This is a genomic window from Candidatus Palauibacter scopulicola (assembly GCF_947581915.1).
In the GTDB taxonomy this organism is placed as follows: domain Bacteria; phylum Gemmatimonadota; class Gemmatimonadetes; order Palauibacterales; family Palauibacteraceae; genus Palauibacter; species Palauibacter scopulicola.
Map to the genome: position 1 here is coordinate 1 of NZ_CANPWG010000034.1, position 17,278 is coordinate 17,278.

Sequence of the window (17,278 nt, forward strand, 5' to 3'; positions counted from 1 at the left end):
ACTGGTGAAAACACGCCGGTAAAGCTCTGCCATGAAGCGATTTACGGACGAGAACTAGCTAGTGCAGTTCCACGCCCAGCGCCCGTACGAAGACATTTTCCGGGGGGTTCGTCCGTCGTGGTGGAGTACGGCCAGCCCTCCCGCGCGAGCGAGACGGCTCGAGCGGCCCCGGTCGCGGCTCCGGTAGGCCGAAACCTCCGCCGGACTCGCGCCGTCGAGGATGGAAACCGGAGTCTCTTCGAGGGCCTGGAATGACCGGATCCAGACGATGGACCCATCGTCGTAGGCGCCGGGACCGTAGACCAGAAAACCGTCGGCGCAGCCACGCGCCGCAGATGTCGGCCAGAAATCGATCGGCCGGTCCTCGACGAGTTCCCCGTCCAGTGTGAGCACGGAGGCGCGGCCCGGTTCCAGCACGAGGATGCGGTCGTTGGAAACCGCCAGCGCCTCGGGACTCTCGGCTTCGCCGGGTCCCTGGCCGCGTGGAACAAAGGCGGCTTCGAGCGATCCGTCGGGGTTGAAGACATGCACGAACGGCGGACTTGCATCGAGCGCCACGATGAAGCGGCCGTCCGGCGTCAACTGCGCGTCGAGAATCCGCCGAAAGGCCTCGGCCTCCGAAGCAGGGTTCACTTCCACCCCGATTCGCACGCCGGACCCGATGGCGCCTCCAGCGACGCGGAGACGTCAATCAGCTCCCGATCGTCCGCAACTCGCAACTCCGTGACGTCGCCCTCACGCCCACAAGCGAGGAGGCTCGCCAGGAGTAGCAACGCGCCGTGGGACAGGTCCACTCTCGGGCTGTACGGCATGGGAGGAGTCTACCGGACTCCGAACTGCGTGGACACTCCGAAGAGTACGTAGCGCAGCCTGGCTCCGGCGGCGTCAGTTATCGCAGCGGCGCAGGTGGGGGCCGGAGCGGTCTTTGGGCTCCAAGACGAGGAGGACGCGGGCCTGCCCGGCCTCTGAGACGACGACCCGCGGCGTCGGCGACTCGAAGCCGCCGCAGTCGGCCCGCACCTGGTACGAGCCCGGAGGCAGATCCTCCATCGTGAAGCGACCCCTTCCATCGGTCACGGCCCGCACATCTGTGCCGACCAGCACCACGGGCACCGCGGAGAAGCCCCGTCCCGTGTTCCCGTTCACCACCCGACCCACGACGGATCCCGGCATCGTGACGGGGACGACCAGACGAGCCGCGGCGCCGGGTTCGGCGCGGAGCGTGGCGGTCTCGCCCGGGTGGGGGCCGTAGGAGGGCACAAGCGCGATGTCGGTTCCCGACGGGAGGTCACAGAGCCGGAAGCGGCCCGTCGAATCGGACCGCACCTCGAGCTCGCGGAGTTCAGGCGGCTCCTCCTCCCCAGCCGGCGCGAACGACGCCCGGATGCGGGCCGCCGGCAGCCGTACCTCGGTGAGCCGGTCCTCGACCGTCCCGTCGAGTGTCACCTCGGTGGTGCCGCCGGCCGGCTCGCAGAGCTTCACGTCGATCTGCGGAACCTCCCCCCCTATCCGCGCCAGCCAATCGGACCACAAGATGATGGCCCCGCAGCGAACCGTGTGAGTGTTGAGCGCAAAGAGCGGGATGGGAGACGAAGTCGGGTACAGTTCAGCGGCGCCCAGATCCGCCACGGACAGTTCGTCCAACAGTCGCGCGGGCGACTCCACGGTGGACTGGTGCGTGCCGGCCGGATTGAGCGACGCCGGCTTGCTGGTCCCCCAGCCATCGACTGTCCCAATAAGTCTCCGGTCGTACCAGACCTGCACCGTGGGACACCGGGACAGGGGGGCCCGCATCTGCAGGTTTGACAGGAAGTGCGGCAACCGGGTGAAGCCCGCGCTTCGGGTTCTGATCCACTCCGGCTCGAAGTACGTGCCCCAGCCCTCCTCCAGCCGGTCGTAGAAGCCCGTCTCGACCAGGCGGAGCGGTCGGCCCTCGACATCCACCTCCAGCGGCGCCAGCTCGACCGGGTCCACCGACAGCCGCACATCGAGCGGGGCCGCCCCGTCGGGTCCCACTTCCAGCGGCACGCTGTACGCGGCAAACCCGATGCGCCGTACGCCGAGCACATACTCACCCGGCGCGATGCCGTCGAAGGAGAAGGCGCCGCTCGCGCCCGTAACGGTTTCAGCCACTGCGACGTCCCCTCCCGCCAGCCGAACGGCGGCGCCCTCGACGGGCACGCCGGTGTCCTCGGCGCGGACCACCCCCGCCACCCGACCCGGTTCCTGCCCCGCCGCCGCCATCGGCCACGCGACACTCAGGGCTATCGCCGCAAGCAGCAGGTGCCGCGTGCCGGAGCGATCGTCCCGCCGGGCGAAGGCTGCCGGTCTCACGGCGCGCCTCCGGCGGCTCCCCGCTCGGTATCCCCGCCCCAAGAAACAACACGCAGCGTGGGGAACGGAAGCCGGGCCGACAGCAGGGCGCCGCCAGGATACAAGTCCCGAACGGTATCGAGATCGCCATCCATTAGGCTGCCTGCCCCGCCGTCCAAGTCGAATACGTACGTGGAAATGTCTGGAGCCTCACCCCTTCTCCGGCGCTCCCGCGTCACAAAGGCCACCTGGAGTATCACCGCGTTGAGGTCCTCGTCGGCTTGTACCGCCACTGTCCCATGGTATCCTTCCTCCGGCGTTCCGGTCGCAATGGCCCCATTGGGCATCTCCTCCAAGTACACCGGCGACAGGCCGTCCAAAGCGGACCACCAGAGCAATCGTCCGTGTGCGTCGTACTTCCTGAGTTCTGGCAGAAACACCGGCGCCACGACAATCTGCCGCGATGCTTCCAGGCAAGCCACCTTGGAACGGTGGAGGATGGCCGAGACGCGATGATTGTCGGTATCGTAGAAGTGGCCGAAAGACCGCAGCCACTCTCCCTCCAGGGTAAAAACGTGTATCGACCCAGGCCGCTGCAGGTCCCTGCCGGCGACGACGAGTTCCGAACCCAGAATACACCAGGTATTGGCTCAGGGTCGTCCTGCCGCCCTGTGCGTCACGCCCAGCCAACCCAGACCGGCCGCCGCACGGCAGCGCGGTTCTGAGGGCGGGAGGCAGCGTCGCTTCCCCGGCTTGCTCGGCCAGGCGCAGGAGTGGGACCGACCCGCGGGCGGCTTCGATCTCGAGCGGGAGTTCGGTGTGGAGGTCCGCGAACCAGACGACGGCCGACGTCTTGACGTCGCTCAGCCGGCGCACGGCTTCGGGTTCGCGATCCGTGACGAGGATGAGGGGAATCCACAGCCTCTTCCGTTCGATGTCCCGCAGGAGTTCGATCGTCTCCGCCGGGATAGGATGGCGGCAACCGAGAATCAGACACTCCACGGGGCCATCGCCGTTCGTGAACTGAACGGCATCCGTCACAACCCGTGCGGCCGTGCCGGCCGCTCGCGCGATCAGCGCCGCGTCGTTTTCCGAGCCCGCGAGAACGATGATCATCCGCTACCTCCTCCGACTCCTCCGAACGTTTCCGATGCACCCCCCACTTCTTATACGTCGCCCGAGGGTGATACTTCGCTCTTGTTGGATGAGCGGTGAGGCTGGATGGGGGCGTCGGAATCGCCGAAAACCCGCTTGGGCTGTACGGATTCGCGCGTTCGGGCTAGGCTCCGAACTTCGTGAGGCGACCGGCGCTGGCCGTGGCGAGGCGCATGAGGTCGCAGCCTCGGACGCGGCCGTGGACGCCGGCGCGGCAGGCGGTCTCGCCGAAGGTGGTGGCGGCGTCGTTGCGGGCCGGGGGGCCGTGGAGGAGGAAGGGCACGGGGTGCCAGCTGTGGCTGCTCATGACGGAGGGGGTCGAGTGGTCGCCGGTCACGAGGATGACGTCGGGGCCCGCATCGACGAGGTCGGGGACGATGACGTCCGCTTCCTCGATGGCGGCTACCTTGCGGTCGAAGTCGCCGTCTTCTCCGGCCTTGTCGGGAGGCTTGAAGTGGAGGAAGAAGAAATCGTAGTCGGCGAACCGCGCCTTCAGGGCGTCGACGAGCGGGGGGGCGCCCGCGGGCACCGTGCGCGCGTCCATGCCGACGAGGCGCGCGACGCCGCGGTACATGGGGTACGCGGCGGCTGCGGCGGCGCGCATGCCGAACACGTCGCTGAAGCGGGGCCAGCCGGGCTGGCTGGAGACGCCGCGCAGGAGCGCCATGTTCGCCTGCGCGTGGCCGGCGAGCCGTTCGGCGGCGGCTTCGAGCCAAGCGGCGAGGAGTCGCGCGGTCGGCTCGGATGCCGCGTTCCGCGCGACGGGGGCTCGGGTCGGCAGCCCGGGCTGGCCGGGGTCGGTGTCGTTCACGGCGTCGCCCGCCGGCCCATCGGGGTGCAGGACGAGGACGAAGCGGTGTTCCTTCACGTGGCGCACGGTGCAGCGGGCGCCGTCGAGTTCGATGCCGTTGAGCCGGGCGGCCAGGGGGGCGGCTTCCTCGCACGGGATGCGGCCCGCGCGGCGGTCGGCCACCCGGCCGTGGGCGTCGAGGGTGCAGAAGTTGGCGCGCACGGCGATGTCGCCCGGCCGGAGGGGGAATTCGATGCCGAGGGCTTCGAGCACGCCGCGGCCGGTCTCGTACACGAGGGGGTCGTAGCCGAACAGGGCCAGGTGGCCGGGGCCGCTGCCCGGGGTGATGCCCGGCGCAACGGGGTCGTGGAGGCCGCACGTTCCGGCGCGGGCGAGTTCGTCGAGGTGCGGGGTGCGGGCGGCCTCGAGTTCGGTCGGTCCGCCGGGCTCGCGCGGCAGCCCGCCCAGCCCGTCGAGCACGTAGAGCAGCACCTTGCCCCCGCCGCCTCCGGCGAGACGGGCGATCCGGTCGAGTTCCATGCGGCGGAACGTATGAGCGGTCCCGGCGGCTGGCCAATCGCGCGGGCGCGCCGGTGAGCCTCGCGGTCGCCGCGGAGGGCGTCACCCGGCGCTTCGGCCGCCGCTGGGCGCTGCGCGGGGTCGACCTCGCCGTGCCGCGCGGGGCGGTCGTCGCCCTGCTCGGCGCGAACGGGACGGGCAAGACGACGCTGCTCCGCCTCATCTCGACGCTGCTCCGGCCGACGGCGGGCCAGTTGAGGGTCCTGGGTCATACCCTCCCCGCGGGCGGGGACGAGATCCGGGCGCGCACCGCGTTCATGACGGCCGGCGGGCACGCGTACGAGGAGTTGACCGGGGTTGAGAACCTGCGCTTCGCGGCTCGCATGTCGGGGACGGACGCCACGGACGCCGACCTGCGGGGCGCGCTGGCCGCGGTCGATCTCGGCGGAGCGGCGGACGTCCCGGTGCGCGCGTGGTCGACCGGAATGCGCCAGCGTCTCGAGCTGGCGCGGCTTCGGCTCCGCCCGCTGGAACTGGTGCTGCTCGACGAGCCCTTCGTGAGCCTGGACGAGGACGGCGTGGGCCTCGTGCACGAGGCGGTGCGCGGGTGGCGCGAGGCCGGCGCCGCCGTGGTCATCGCCTCGCACCGGGTCGAGGACGCGACCCGACACGCCGACGAGGTCGTGCGGCTGGCGGGCGGCCGGGTGGCCGCCGAAACCGCATGAGCGCGCTCGCGCGGCGAGCCGCCGCCATCCTGTGGAAGGACATCCTCTCGGAGACCCGCACGCGGCAGGGCTTCACGGCGATGCTCTCCTTCGCCGCGCTCGTCCTCTTCATGTTCAGCTTCGCCATCGGGGTGGACAACGACCTGCTCGGACGGCTGGCCGGCGGCCTCCTCTGGGTGGCGATCGTCTTCACCGGCACCCTCTCCCTCGGCCGGACCTTCCAGAACGAGGAACTCGCGGGCGGCACCCACCTGCTGCGGCTCTATCCCGGCGACGTGCGCGCGATCTACCTGGGCAAGCTGGCCGGCAACCTCGTCGTGCTCGCCGCGCTCGAGGTCCTCCTCTTCCCCGCCGCCGCGATCCTGTACAGCGTCGACTTCGCCGCGCAGGCCGGCCCACTCCTCCTTGTGGCCGTCCTCGGCACCTTCGGCTTCTCCGTCATCGGGACGTTCTTCTCCGCGCTCACCGTCCACCTGCGTGCGCGCGAACTCCTGCTGCCGCTCCTCCTCTTCCCCGCCCTCGTCCCCGTCGTCCTCGGGAGCGTCGGGGCCACGGAAGCGTTCCTGGCGGGCGACCCGCTCGGACGGGCCGGCGGGTGGCTGAGGTTACTCGCGTCCTACGACGTGATATTGTTCGTCGTCTGTGTCTGGGTCTTCCCCGTCGTCCTCGAGGAGTGATGCGGGTTCAATGAATAGACTGGCCAAGCTCGGGTGGATCGCGATCGCCCTCATCGCCGTCAGCACCGTGCTCGGACTCGCCGTCCTGCCCGCCGACGGGCTGCAGGGCGAAGTCCAGCGCCTGCTCTACGTCCACGTGCCGGTCGCGTGGGTGATGATGCTCGCCTTCTTCGTCGTCTTCCTCATGAGCATCCTCTATCTCGTACAGCGCCGGCTGAAATGGGACCTGCTCGCGGTTTCCGCCGCGGAACTCGGCGTGGTCGCCGCTGTCCTCACGCTCATCCTCGGCACCCTGTGGGGCCGGCCCACGTGGGGGATCTGGTGGGCGTGGGACCCGCGAGTCACAACCACGGCGCTCCTCGTACCCATCTACACGGGATACCTCGTCGTGCGGTCGATGGCGGAGGATCCGGACCGGCGCGCGCGCTGGGCGGCCGTGATCGGTCTCATCGCGTTCGTCCAGGTCCCGATCGTGTACCTGTCGGTGTTCTGGTGGCGGAGCCTGCACCAGCCCCCGTCGTCCCCGCAGTCGATGTGGAGCGCGTACGGGCTCGTGATGCTGCTCGGATTCCTCGCGTACACGCTCCTGTTCGCCTACCTGTGGCTGCGGCGCTACCGGCTGGCTGCAACGGAACTCGAACTCGAACTGTCGGGACCGGAGGAAGGGTGAACCGGGTATGAACGAACACTGGCTGTTCATCGGCGCCGGATACGGCATCACCTGGGTCACCCTGTGCTGGTATCTCCTCCGCCTGCGACGCCGGGAACGCGCGGCGGCCGCGGCTTCGGGCCGGGGCGGCGAGGGAGCCGGAGCGGGGTCTCGGGGGTAGAAGCAGTCGGGAAAACGTGCGGTTCGCTTCCATTTCCTCTATTATTTGAGGTTTGTACCAAAGAATGATCGGACAACCGACCCGGGTCAGGATTCGGACTTAATATGGCGAAGACGGCTACCAGCCGACGCATGTTCTTCGACACGCACGCGCTCGACTCGTTCGACCAGTATCTGCAGGACGTGGAGCGCTATCCGCTCATCGAGAACCCGCAGATCGAGCGGGAGATCGCGCGCAAGGCGCGGGCGGGCGACCGTCACGCGGCGGAGCGCCTCGTCACGGCGAACCTGCGCTTCGTGATCTCGTATGTGAAAAAGTACCAGGGCCGGGGCCTCAACCTGGCCGAACTCGTCTGCATCGGGAACGAGGGTCTGCTCAAGGCCGTCAAGAAGTTCGATCCTGACAAGGGCGTGAAGTTCATCTCCTACGCGGTGTGGTGGATCCGGCAGACGGTGCTGCAGGCGCTGGCCGAGCAGACCCGCTCCGTGCGCATCCCGCTGAACCAGAACTCCAACCTCGTCAAGCTCTCCCGGACGGAGACGGCGCTCACGCAGAAGCTGGGGCGCTCGCCGACGGACCGTGAGATCGCCGAGGAGATGGAGGAGCCGGTGGAGACGGTGCGCGCGCTGCGCCGCGTGGCCTCGGCCGAACTCAGCCTCGACGCGCCGCTCGACAAGTCCGACCGCGACAGCGCGTCCTTCGGGGAGCGCTTCTCGGGGATGGACGACGCGGACATTGAGGAGGATGTCGAGGACCAGGCCCGCCGGGAGTTCCTGGAGAAGATGTTCGAGCGCTACCTCACCGAGCGCGAGCGGAAGATCCTCGTCCTCTACTACGGCCTCGACGACGGCGAGGAGATGACGCTGGAGGAGATCGGTTCGCTCCTCGGCGTGACCCGCGAGCGCATCCGGCAGATCCGAAACCGGGCCTTCGACAAGCTGCGCGCCTCGCCGGACGGAGAGGCGCTGGAAGGGTTCTGGCGCGCCACCGCCTGACACCTTCCGGGGGGCCTGCCAGCACGACAGGAGAGGTCCCATGCGACGATCCGTGCCCGTCTCGACGCTTTCGCTGGTTGTCCTCCTTTTCCTCGCTCCCGCGGCGGCCGCCCAGACGAACCCGCTGACGAACCCGCTGTGGACGCAGGAGAAGGTGAAGAACTACCTGCCGCACATGACCGTGCCGGAGGTGCGGGACTTTCTCGCGCGCAGCGACATGGTCCTGATCCCGGTCGCCGCGCTGGAACAGCACGGCAACCACCTGCCGATCGGCACCGACTACCTGAACGGGGTCGAGCAGGCGAAGCTCGTGGCGCAGCGGGCGGACGTCCTCGTGGCGCCGATCCTGCTGCCGGGGCAGTCCCCGTATCACATGGGGTTGGAGGGGACGATCACCCTGCCCTCGACGCTGATCCAGGAGGTGTACGTCGAGGCGGTGAAGAGCTTGATCGCGCACGGCTTCAAGCGCTTCCTGATGCTGAACGCGCACGGAGGGAACCGGGCCATCACGACGTTCATCGTGGACCGCATCAATCAGGAAACATCGGGGATCGCGGTGGACCTGGGGGCCGTGTCGGGGCCGTTCCGGGATCGGGAGCGGATGGCCTCGGTCCCGACGCCGCCGCCCGACGAGCTCGACCGTCACGGCGGGACGCCCGAGACCTCGAGTTCGCTCTACCTCATGCCGACGCTGGTCGACCTGGACGCGGCCGTCCCGGCGGAGGTCACGATGCCGGCCCACCTGGAGGCGATGCTCCCGGACGTGCTGGCCGGCGACCCGACGGCGCTCGCCGTGTTCCTCGCCGAGGGACTCAAGGACGAATCGACCGGCAAGGGCACCTCGTCCGCGGAGATGTCGTCCACGGGCGTGTGGGGCACGCGCCATCCGGCCGAAGCCACGACCGAACGCGGCCGCATCGCCACCGAGATCTTCGTCGACGCCGCCGTGGCCTTCATCGAGCGCTGGAACGAACTCCGCCCCCCCGGTTCCTGACCCGACCGGTCCGGTCGGACGACACGGTCCCGCTCTTGAATGTCGAAAATCAAAAATGCAACTTTTGATTTTCGCCCTATCGTGTCGCGCTGTCGGCTCGGCTGCGCATGAAGGTGCGGAACTCGGGGAGGGTGAGGAGGAAGATTCCGAGGGTGACGACGGCGCTGCCCACGCACCAGCGGCAGATGGCGTGGATGACCCAGAGTTCGAGGGCCGTCAGGTAGATCGTGAAGGCGAGTCCGCCCAGGGCGAGCACGGCCAGCACACGCGGGATCCAGCCGGCGGCGGCGCTGCCGTCCCGGATCCCCAGCATCGAGACGCCGAACACGGCCACGTACCAGCCCACGCCCCAGCCCGCCACGGGGAATCCGAGGAAGCGGGCCCAGCGCGACCCCTGCACGAGATCGCAGCCGCCGCCCGCGCCGCACACGAGTTCGCCGTAGTAGCCGAGCGCGTAGAGGAAGAGGTAGGTGGAGAGGAAGGCGCCGGCCAGCGCCAGGAGCGCGATCCCCCGGCGCCGGTTCAGTTCGCTCACGGGCTCAGGGCGCTCCCTCGGAGGAAGCGTCGCCGGACGACATCTCCTCCAACCGGGCCTGGATCATCCCCTCGAGGAACGTATACGGGTCCGCTCCCTGCCAGTTCACGCGCTGGCCGTCCACGAAGATCGTTGGAGTGGAGTTCACGCCCCGCGACTCGGCGACCCTTTGCGACTTGGCGACGTCATCGAGATAGCGGCGCTCGCGCATGCACTCGTTGAAGGTGTCGGAGTCGACGCCCCCGTCCCGGGCGATTTCGGCGATCGCGCCGGCGGGATCCTGTTCCAGGTACCAGCGCGTCTGGCGGGCGAGCAGGAGGTCGTGCACGGGCCAGTACAGGCCCTGCTCGTTCGCGCAGCGCTCCGCCAGCGCCGCGGCGACCGAGTTGGGGAAGGTGCCGAGGATGATGGTGTACGCAACCCAGCGCACCGGGCCGTTCGCCGGCTCGACGTAGTTCTGCCGGATGAGCTTGCCGTGGAACCCCGAGAACTGCGCGCAGGCGGGACACGACGGATCGTAGAACTCCTCGATCATTACCGGGGCCGATTCCGCGAGCTCGTAGCCGACCGAGGGGTCCGCTTCAGCCGCCGCGAGCACTTCGGCCAACTCGGCGGGGGACGGCGGCGGACCGGAGCCGCTCTGTCCACCTCCCACGAACAGCCAGTATCCGCCGGCGGCCACGATGACGACCAGGGCGATCGGGAACCACCGGTTCTTGCGCGCGGGAGCGCTCGTCTGCTGTGCCATCTTCCTTGCCATCTGTCGTACTCCCTGTCCTGAATCAGATCCCGGGCCAGCCAGGGATCAGGTCGCGGGCCAGCCAGGCCAGCGCGGCAGCGACGAAGAACGTCACTATCGCGAGAATCGCCCATCGGGCCCGCTTCGACAAGCGCCGGGCGCGAAGGGCCGCCAGCGCCCGGAGGCCGGGGATCATGCGATCGGACCACAGGGCCCCGATTTCGAGGAGCGCCGCGGCGGCCGCGGAGACGTATCCCCGGTCGAGCTTCGTCACCTCGTCCGTCCAGGCCCGGATCGCCTCCTCGACGCCCGCTTCCTCCGCCTCCGGCGGGGCGAGATCGCGCGCGTGCAACTGCTGCAGGAGGAGCTGCTGCCGGGCCAGCGCGGCGTCGAACGCGGGGCTCAGGGCGTCGATGTGTTTCGACAGCGCCTCCCGCAGGGCGGGCTCCTCGGCCGCGGCCAGCGCCTTCTCGGCCTTGTCCCGGTCGAGACGACGGGTCCGGACGACCGCCTGGACTTCGGCCGTGTACACCCGTACCAGCTCCTCCGCGGCGCCGCGAAACGCGGCCGCGGCGTCCTGCCGCATCTGCTCCGCATCCATGGCCTGAACAGCGCCGCGGACGGAGTCGGCTTCGAGCGCGGCGGAGCGCCGCAGCATGAGCGGGCCCAGCGCGATCTCGCCGAGCGTCCGGAAGTGCCGCTCGAAGTAGCGCCGGTCGAAGCTCTCGCCGATCGAGGGGTCGATCCGCACCCGCTCGACCGCCGCCTCGCACACCTGCTGGAGCGTGTCCGCGCCCACGGAAAAATCGGGCAGGCGCGCCGGCAACGGACGCGCGACTTCCCCCTTGTCGAACATCTCGAGGGCGTCGTCGGTGTCCGGCGGCGCCGGGACGGTGCCGGCAACCTCGAGGACGGCGCGGATTTCCTCCGGGAAGAGATAGCGGAGCTCGAAGGACGCATCCCCCTTGGCGAGTTCGAGGACGGGGCGGCGATCCTGATGAGCGTCGGCCGCGGCGTCGGCGGCGGCGGCTTCGGCCGCGTGCTCGGTCGGCCAGCGCAGGGTGTACTCGTGCTCTTCGGCGAAGAGATGCAGCCCGCGCCTCGTGAACACCGCGAGGTAGAGCCCCTCGAGGGGCGCGTCGCCGATCCTGCCCGCGATCTCGGTACCGGCGGTACACACGACGACGTCGGCGGCAAGCGGCCGGAGGAGGGACCGGCGGCCGGCCACGTCGCTCCCCCGCTCTACGGTGCGCGCGAAATCCTCCAGGTCTCCGCTGTCCCCGAAGAAGGCGACCGTGTGCCCTCGGGCGAAGACGAGAATGAGGCCGGCCCGTCTCGAGACCCAGAAGACGGACGCGAGCGGGATCTGCCGGTCCTCGAAGTGAATCCCGGCCGGCGTACAGACGACCGAGACCTGCGACCGCACCTGCTCGCCCGCGAGGTGGACGTCGAATCGATAGGCTTTCGGGTCGCCTTCCGGGCTCGGATTCATGCGCTCGCCAGCGCCGACATCACGCGGCCGGTGTCCTGGAGCGAAGGAAGCGCTTCGTCGGCGCCGGCGCGGCGGAGGTCGTCCACGGAGAAGCGGCCGGTGGCCACGCCGAGCACGGACAGGCCGGACCCGCGGGCGCACTCGATGTCGTGCGGAGTGTCCCCGATGATCCAGGTGCGGCCGGGGCCGTAGCGCGTGCCCGTGTGGCGGAAGGCCCGCTCGAGCGCGATGGGCGGGAGGCGGTTCCGGTCCGCGTCGTCGCACCCGAAGGCACCGAACGGAAAGCGGCCCCAGAGCCCGACCGCCGAGAGCTTGCCCTCGGCGCCGGCGACGATGTTGCCCGTCAGGAGCCCGAGCGTCGCCCCCTCCGCTTCCAGCGCATCGAGAATCCCGGGGACGCCCGGCGTCGGGCGCATCCGTTCGCGGCGCTCGTCGATCTCGCCCTGCAGTCGGGCCGCGTAGGCGGGCCACAGCCGGTCGAACCCCGGGGCGATCTCGGCCTCGGACAGGCCTTCGGCGCGGAGGAGGGTGCGCACGATCTGCGGGTCCGTCATCCCGTCGAAGGGGAGATCGTCGATGGGACCGGGCGTCCCGTACACGTCGATCATCGCGCCCTCGATGGCCGCGCGGCCGACCCCCGCCGCGTGCACCAGCGTTCCGTCGATGTCGAACAGGACGAGCCTCCCGGCCGATCCCGGAGCGCCGTTGGAGACGGTCAACCGCCGATCCAGTCGGCGAGGAGGGCGGGCTCGATGTTGCCGCCGGACAGGATCGCCACGGTCTCCCCCCGCGCGGCGGGCGCCACCGCGCCGCCGAGCAGCGCCGCCACGGTGGCCGCTCCCGAGGGCTCCACGACGAGCCGCAGGCCGAAGAGCCAGCGCACGGCGTCCCGGATCGCCTCGTCGTCCACCGTGATCACGCGGTCCACCAGGTCGCGGCAGTGGGCAAAGGTGAGGTCGCCGGGGCGCACCGGCTTGAGGCCGTCGGCGACCGTGGACACGCGGTCGAGCGTGACGGGCGCGCCGTGCTCGAGCGAGCGCAGCATCGAGGCCGCTCCCTCGGGCTCGACGCCGATCACCTCCGCCTCCGGGCACCGGCGCCGCACCGCGGCCGCCACCCCCGACAGCTGCCCGCCGCCGCCGACCGGAGCCAGCACCATCCCTGGTTCCCGGGAGCCGAGTTGCTCGATGATCTCCAGCGCCACGGTCCCCTGCCCGGCGATGATGTCGGGGTCGTCGAAGGGCGGCACCATCGTCCCGCCGACTTCCCGCTGGATCCGCTCGGCGCGCGCCTTGCGCTCGGCCGACGTCGTGCCCTCGAGTTCGACCTCCGCCCCGAGGGCGATCGTCGCCTCGCGCTTGACGTCCGGGGCATCGACGGGCATCACGATCCGCGCCGGCACGCCGAACGCGCGGGCGGCCCACGCCACGGCCTGCGCGTGATTGCCCGACGAGTAGGTGAGGAGCCCGGCGGCCCGCCCCTCCGGCGAGAGCCGGCTCACGAAGTTGTACGCGCCGCGCGCCTTGAAGGCGGAGACGCGCTGGAGGTTCTCGCACTTGAGCCACACGCCGTCCGGCGCATCGGTCGCCCCGCGCCCGCCCGCCCGCGGGAAGGGGGCAGGGATCAGGGGCGTGCGCCGAACCGCTCCCCGAATCCGCTCGTGCGCGGCCTCGACATCGGCGAGTGAAACGAGGGTCGCGACAGCCCCGCTCACTCGGTGTCCCCGGCCTCGGCTCCGTCGCCGCCGCTCGGCTCGGAGCCACCCTCGGCGCGGGCCGTAGCGTCCGTCTCCGGATTCTCTTCCCCCTCGTCCGTGCCGACCGGATCGATCATCCCGGCCACGTCCACGAGTTCGTCTCCCTCGTCGAGGGAAACGAGCCGCACACCCTGCGTGTTGCGCCCGATCACGCGGATCTCCTCCGCCCGCTGCCGGTTGATGACGCCGTTGCGGGTCACGAACATCAACTCGTCTTCGTCCGTCACCTCCCGCACCGCCGCGACGAGGCCCGACTTCTCCGTGGGCTTGAGGTTGATGAGGCCCTTGCCGCCGCGCTTCTGAATCCGGTAGTCGTCGACGTCGCTCCGCTTCCCCATCCCCAGTTCCGACGCGGTGAGGAGGGAGCCGCCGCGGCGGGCGACCACAAGCCCCACGACGGTGTCGTCGTCCGACAGCCGGATGCCGCGCACGCCCTGGGCCGGCCGCCCCATCTCCCGGGCGTCGCTCTCCGAGAAGCGGATCGCCATCCCGCGCCGGGTGGCGAGGAGCACGTCGTTCGAGCCATCGCTCAGCTTGACGTCGATGAGCCGGTCGTCCTCGCGGATGTTGATGGCGCGCAGCCCGCCGGCGTGCACGTTCCGGTAGGCCGCGAGGCTCGTCCGCTTCACGAGTCCGCGCCGGCTCGCGAAGATGAGGAAGCGGTCGTCGGAGAACTCCCGCACGCGCACGATGGAGGCGACCTCGTCGCCCTTGTTCATCCTGAGCAGGTTCACGATGGGCTTGCCGCGGGCCGTGCGGCGCGCCGGCGGGATCTGGTACACCTTGAGCCGGTACAGCCGCCCATCCCGCGTGAAGATGAGGAGGTAGTCGTGGGTCGAGGCGAGGAAGAGGTGCTCCACCCAGTCCTCTTCCTTCGTGCCCATGCCCGCGATGCCGCGCCCGCCGCGCCGCTGCGCCCGGTAGACCTGGGGCTCGATGCGCTTGATGTAGCCCGAGTGCGAGACGGTGATGACCATTCGCTCTTCGGCGATGAGGTCCTCGTCCGTGAGGTCCGAGGTGTCGGGCACGATCTCGGTCCGGCGCTCGTCGCCGAACTTGTCGACGAGGGCGGACAACTCATCCCCGACGATCTCCATCCGCCGGCCGCGCGAGGCGAGGATGGCCTCGAGTTCCTGGCGGCGCGCGCGGACCTTCTCCAGTTCCTCCTCGAGTTTCTCGATCTCGAGACCCGTGAGGCGCGCGAGCCGCATGTTGAGGATCGCGTCGGCCTGGCGCTCGCTGAGATCGAAGGCCGAACGGAGTTCCGCGCTCGCGATTTCCGTCTCGGAGGAGGCGCGGATGATGCGGATGACTTCGTCGATGTTGTCGACGGCGACCTTGAGCCCCTCGAGGACGTGTTCCCGGTCCTTCGCCACGCCGTACTCGAAGCGCGTCCGCCGCTCCACGACCTCGTGCCGGTGTTCGAGGAAGTGCCCGAGCATCGTCTTGAGGTCCATCACCTGCGGCTCGCCGTTCACGAGCGCGAGCATGATGACGCCGAAGGTGGACTGAAGCTGCGTGCCCTTGAAGAGCTGGTTGAGGACGATCTGCGGCACCGCGTCGCGTTTCAGCTCGATGACGACCCGGATCCCGTCCCGGTCGGATTCGTCGCGGAGGTCGGAGATATCCGTGACCTTCTTGTCGCGCACGAGACCCGCGATCTGCTCGATGAGGCGGGTCTTGTTCACCATGAACGGGATCTCGCGGATGATGATGCGGTCGCGGCCGTCGCGTCCCTCCTCGATATCTGCCTTCGCGCGCATCACGACCCGGCCCCGGCCCTGCCGGTAGGCTTCGCGGATTCCGGCCCCGCCGAAGATCGTGCCCCCGGTGGGGAAGTCGGGACCCCGGACGATCTCCATCAACTCGTCGAGCGTCGTATCGGGCGCCTCGATGAGGCGGTGACAGGCTGCGGCCACCTCGCGGAGGTTGTGCGGGGGGATGTTCGTGGCCATGCCCACCGCGATGCCCGACGAGCCGTTGACGAGGAGGTTGGGGAGCGCGGAGGGCAGGACGGTCGGCTCCTGCAGCCGATCGTCGAAGTTCGGCGTGTGGTCGACCGTGTCCTTGTCGATGTCCCCGAGAAGCTCGCTCGCGAATCCGGCGAGCCGGGCCTCGGTGTACCGGTAGGCCGCGGCGGAGTCGCCGTCCACGGACCCGAAGTTGCCCTGCCCGTCGACCAGCGGATAGCGGAGCGAAAACTCCTGCGCCATGCGGACGAGCGAGTCGTAGACGGCCGAATCGCCGTGCGGGTGGTACTTGCCGATCACGTCGCCGACGACGGTGGCGCTCTTCCGGTAGGGCCGGGTCGGGCCGAGGCCGGCCTCGTGCATCGCGTACAGGATCCGCCGGTGGACCGGCTTCAGGCCGTCGCGAACGTCGGGGAGGGCGCGCTGCACGATGACGCTCATCGAGTAGTCGATGAACGATTCGCGCATCTCTTCTTCGAGCGGTCTCTGCTCGACGCGTTCTATACTCTCGGTGGTCATGGATTCCCGCTGGAACTGGCGTGTTCGAGATCCTCGAGGACGCGGCAGCCGGGGGCTTTGGCAGGAGCCCGGCCACGCTCGAAAGGAGCTTGTAACTTACGGGTTTCGCGGGTGTCTCGCGACCTGAATCCGCGCCGGGCGGTTATGCGGGCTGTGGCTGGGAAGGGCGGGATGAGACGGGGACTACTTCGTCCAGATGGCGATGACCCCGCACCCGGAATCGGATCCACTGAATTCTCCGGGAAGAGATGCCGCCCCTCGGTATATCTCGAGTCCCGCCACCTCGCTCGGCTTCACCAACCTGTCAATCGTATCTCCCTGTCGCACGCGCAGTCGCACGTCGTCGATAATGATGCTCATCAAACAGCCGCCCGGTTGGAACCGGGACGCCCCCCGGGTGTTCAGAATCCTGCAGTTGCGATGACGAATGCCGCAGTCCAGACGGACTCCTGGTGCGTCGGCGATCATGTGGGAGATTTGGATGGGATTGCGGCGCTCGATGTCCGCGACGGTGAAGAACATGCCCCCGCTGACGAGTTCGCCCCAGTATTTTCGCTCGTAGAACCCCTTGACCTCCAGCCGGCGGGACCTCGGCGCCGTGGCCACGATCGGCGCCATCTCCACGGGCTCCGGAACCAGCCCGATCTCGACCTCCGTCGTGATTCCGCGCGACACCGTGACCTCATGGGCAAGGGGCGTGTACCCCAGATGCCGCACCGAAAGCTCGTGAACGCCGACCGGGACGCCGCTCAGGATGAACCGCCCCATGCGATTGGTCTCGACCATCTCGGTCCGGCCCTGGACCGACACCGCTGCCGCTGCCACGGGGTTCTCCGTGAGAGCGTCCCGCACCTCGCCGATCAGGCGTCCCGTTCGTACCTGGCCCATATGAAGCAGGAGCCTCGCCTCTCGCGACGCCCCGGCCGCGGTGGCAACGACGGACTCGTCGCTCGACGCGTCCCCGAACTCGGCCCACACGGTGGCCTGCCGGGCGTCGCGAGGGGCGCAGAGGACAAGTTGCCCGTCGGATCCGGCGTCCTCCCGCACCGGCCTTCGCGCGCTTTCCGCGTCGGTCCACCGCAGGACGACCGTCGCCCCCGGAATCGGGACCGACCCGGACTGGTCGAACACTACCACGCGGAGCACCCCGCGCCCGCCGCAGTCAGGCTCCTGGCCTGCCAGATCCGCACCGCCAGCCGCCAACGCGGCCACTGCGCCGACCGTCCTCACGAACCGAAGGAAGTCGAAGCAGCTACTCGAACGTCTCAT

General features: G+C 69.6%; 17 protein-coding genes. 6 read left to right on the forward strand and 11 right to left on the reverse strand.

Annotated elements, in window-relative coordinates; all coding sequences use genetic code 11:
* Positions 1-54: 54 nt before the first annotated feature.
* The 4 genes from RN743_RS06290 to RN743_RS06305 all read right to left on the reverse strand — a co-directional run bounded on the left by RN743_RS06290 (position 55) and on the right by RN743_RS06305 (position 4,798).
* Positions 55-633 (reverse strand): hypothetical protein, encoded by a 579-nt coding sequence (locus RN743_RS06290; RefSeq protein WP_310777702.1) that lies wholly within the window; start codon positions 631-633, stop codon positions 55-57.
* A gap of 252 nt (positions 634-885) precedes the next feature.
* Positions 886-2,334: a carboxypeptidase-like regulatory domain-containing protein gene (locus tag RN743_RS06295; RefSeq protein WP_310777705.1), complete on the reverse strand. Its 1,449-nt coding sequence runs from the start codon at positions 2,332-2,334 to the stop codon at positions 886-888.
* Positions 2,331-2,762, reverse strand: coding sequence for a hypothetical protein (locus RN743_RS06300; RefSeq protein WP_310777706.1), 432 nt, complete (start codon positions 2,760-2,762; stop codon positions 2,331-2,333). The genes RN743_RS06295 and RN743_RS06300 overlap by 4 nt, the downstream gene beginning before the upstream one ends.
* A gap of 830 nt (positions 2,763-3,592) precedes the next feature.
* On the reverse strand, positions 3,593-4,798 hold the full coding sequence (locus RN743_RS06305) for a 2,3-bisphosphoglycerate-independent phosphoglycerate mutase (RefSeq protein WP_310777708.1): 1,206 nt from the start codon (positions 4,796-4,798) through the stop codon (positions 3,593-3,595).
* A gap of 53 nt (positions 4,799-4,851) precedes the next feature.
* Here RN743_RS06305 and RN743_RS06310 point away from each other — a divergent pair, with 53 nt between their 5' ends.
* The 6 genes from RN743_RS06310 to RN743_RS06335 all read left to right on the forward strand — a co-directional run bounded on the left by RN743_RS06310 (position 4,852) and on the right by RN743_RS06335 (position 8,998).
* Complete coding sequence (locus RN743_RS06310) at positions 4,852-5,502, forward strand: ABC transporter ATP-binding protein (protein ID WP_310777710.1); 651 nt, start codon at positions 4,852-4,854, stop codon at positions 5,500-5,502.
* Positions 5,499-6,179 (forward strand): heme exporter protein CcmB, encoded by a 681-nt coding sequence (locus RN743_RS06315; protein ID WP_310777712.1) that lies wholly within the window; start codon positions 5,499-5,501, stop codon positions 6,177-6,179. Before RN743_RS06310 ends, RN743_RS06315 begins: the two co-directional genes overlap by 4 nt.
* A 10-nt stretch (positions 6,180-6,189) precedes the next feature.
* The gene (gene ccsA / locus RN743_RS06320; protein WP_310777715.1) at positions 6,190-6,849 is read left to right on the forward strand and encodes a cytochrome c biogenesis protein CcsA; all 660 of its coding nucleotides are present in this window, start codon (positions 6,190-6,192) and stop codon (positions 6,847-6,849) included.
* A 7-nt stretch (positions 6,850-6,856) separates the two neighbouring features.
* Complete coding sequence (locus tag RN743_RS06325; protein ID WP_310777719.1) at positions 6,857-7,009, forward strand: hypothetical protein; 153 nt, start codon at positions 6,857-6,859, stop codon at positions 7,007-7,009.
* A gap of 104 nt (positions 7,010-7,113) precedes the next feature.
* Complete coding sequence (locus RN743_RS06330; RefSeq protein ID WP_310758554.1) at positions 7,114-8,004, forward strand: RNA polymerase sigma factor RpoD/SigA; 891 nt, start codon at positions 7,114-7,116, stop codon at positions 8,002-8,004.
* A 40-nt stretch (positions 8,005-8,044) separates the two neighbouring features.
* Positions 8,045-8,998 (forward strand): creatininase family protein, encoded by a 954-nt coding sequence (locus RN743_RS06335; protein WP_310777723.1) that lies wholly within the window; start codon positions 8,045-8,047, stop codon positions 8,996-8,998.
* Between the two features lie 76 nt (positions 8,999-9,074).
* Here RN743_RS06335 and RN743_RS06340 read toward each other — a convergent pair whose 3' ends face one another.
* From RN743_RS06340 to RN743_RS06370, 7 genes are all read right to left on the reverse strand, one after another.
* Entirely contained in the window at positions 9,075-9,533 is a 459-nt protein-coding gene (locus RN743_RS06340; RefSeq protein WP_310777726.1) for a vitamin K epoxide reductase family protein, read from the reverse strand.
* Positions 9,534-9,537: 4 nt separating this feature from the next.
* A complete protein-coding gene (locus tag RN743_RS06345) occupies positions 9,538-10,293 on the reverse strand; it encodes a thioredoxin domain-containing protein (RefSeq protein ID WP_310777729.1) in 756 nt (251 codons plus the stop codon).
* A 22-nt stretch (positions 10,294-10,315) separates the two neighbouring features.
* Positions 10,316-11,764: a hypothetical protein gene (locus RN743_RS06350; protein ID WP_310777732.1), complete on the reverse strand. Its 1,449-nt coding sequence runs from the start codon at positions 11,762-11,764 to the stop codon at positions 10,316-10,318.
* Positions 11,761-12,483: an HAD family hydrolase gene (locus tag RN743_RS06355; RefSeq protein WP_310777734.1), complete on the reverse strand. Its 723-nt coding sequence runs from the start codon at positions 12,481-12,483 to the stop codon at positions 11,761-11,763. Before RN743_RS06355 ends, RN743_RS06350 begins: the two co-directional genes overlap by 4 nt.
* Positions 12,480-13,478, reverse strand: a complete 999-nt coding sequence (locus RN743_RS06360; RefSeq protein ID WP_310777737.1) for a threonine/serine dehydratase — start codon at positions 13,476-13,478, stop codon at positions 12,480-12,482. The genes RN743_RS06355 and RN743_RS06360 overlap by 4 nt, the downstream gene beginning before the upstream one ends.
* Positions 13,475-16,009 carry a DNA gyrase subunit A gene (gene gyrA, locus RN743_RS06365; protein WP_310777739.1) on the reverse strand — a complete coding sequence of 845 codons (2,535 nt, stop codon included), beginning with the start codon at positions 16,007-16,009 and terminating at the stop codon, positions 13,475-13,477. The genes RN743_RS06360 and gyrA overlap by 4 nt, the downstream gene beginning before the upstream one ends.
* Before the next feature lie 183 nt (positions 16,010-16,192).
* Positions 16,193-17,278 (reverse strand): carboxypeptidase-like regulatory domain-containing protein, encoded by a 1,086-nt coding sequence (locus RN743_RS06370; RefSeq protein ID WP_310777742.1) that lies wholly within the window; start codon positions 17,276-17,278, stop codon positions 16,193-16,195.

Bases quoted from the DNA above. Each gene is read 5' to 3' on its own strand.
- RN743_RS06305 (WP_310777708.1), bottom strand. From the start codon at position 4,798: ATGGAACTCGACCGGATCGCCCGTCTCGCCGGAGGCGGCGGGGGCAAG.
- RN743_RS06315 (WP_310777712.1), top strand. From the start codon at position 5,499: ATGAGCGCGCTCGCGCGGCGAGCCGCCGCCATCCTGTGGAAGGACATC.
- ccsA (WP_310777715.1), top strand. From the start codon at position 6,190: ATGAATAGACTGGCCAAGCTCGGGTGGATCGCGATCGCCCTCATCGCC.
- RN743_RS06325 (WP_310777719.1), top strand. From the start codon at position 6,857: ATGAACGAACACTGGCTGTTCATCGGCGCCGGATACGGCATCACCTGG.
- RN743_RS06330 (WP_310758554.1), top strand. From the start codon at position 7,114: ATGGCGAAGACGGCTACCAGCCGACGCATGTTCTTCGACACGCACGCG.
- RN743_RS06335 (WP_310777723.1), top strand. From the start codon at position 8,045: ATGCGACGATCCGTGCCCGTCTCGACGCTTTCGCTGGTTGTCCTCCTT.
- RN743_RS06345 (WP_310777729.1), bottom strand. From the start codon at position 10,293: ATGGCAAGGAAGATGGCACAGCAGACGAGCGCTCCCGCGCGCAAGAAC.
- RN743_RS06350 (WP_310777732.1), bottom strand. From the start codon at position 11,764: ATGAATCCGAGCCCGGAAGGCGACCCGAAAGCCTATCGATTCGACGTC.
- gyrA (WP_310777739.1), bottom strand. From the start codon at position 16,009: ATGACCACCGAGAGTATAGAACGCGTCGAGCAGAGACCGCTCGAAGAA.
- RN743_RS06370 (WP_310777742.1), bottom strand. From the start codon at position 17,278: ATGAGACGTTCGAGTAGCTGCTTCGACTTCCTTCGGTTCGTGAGGACG.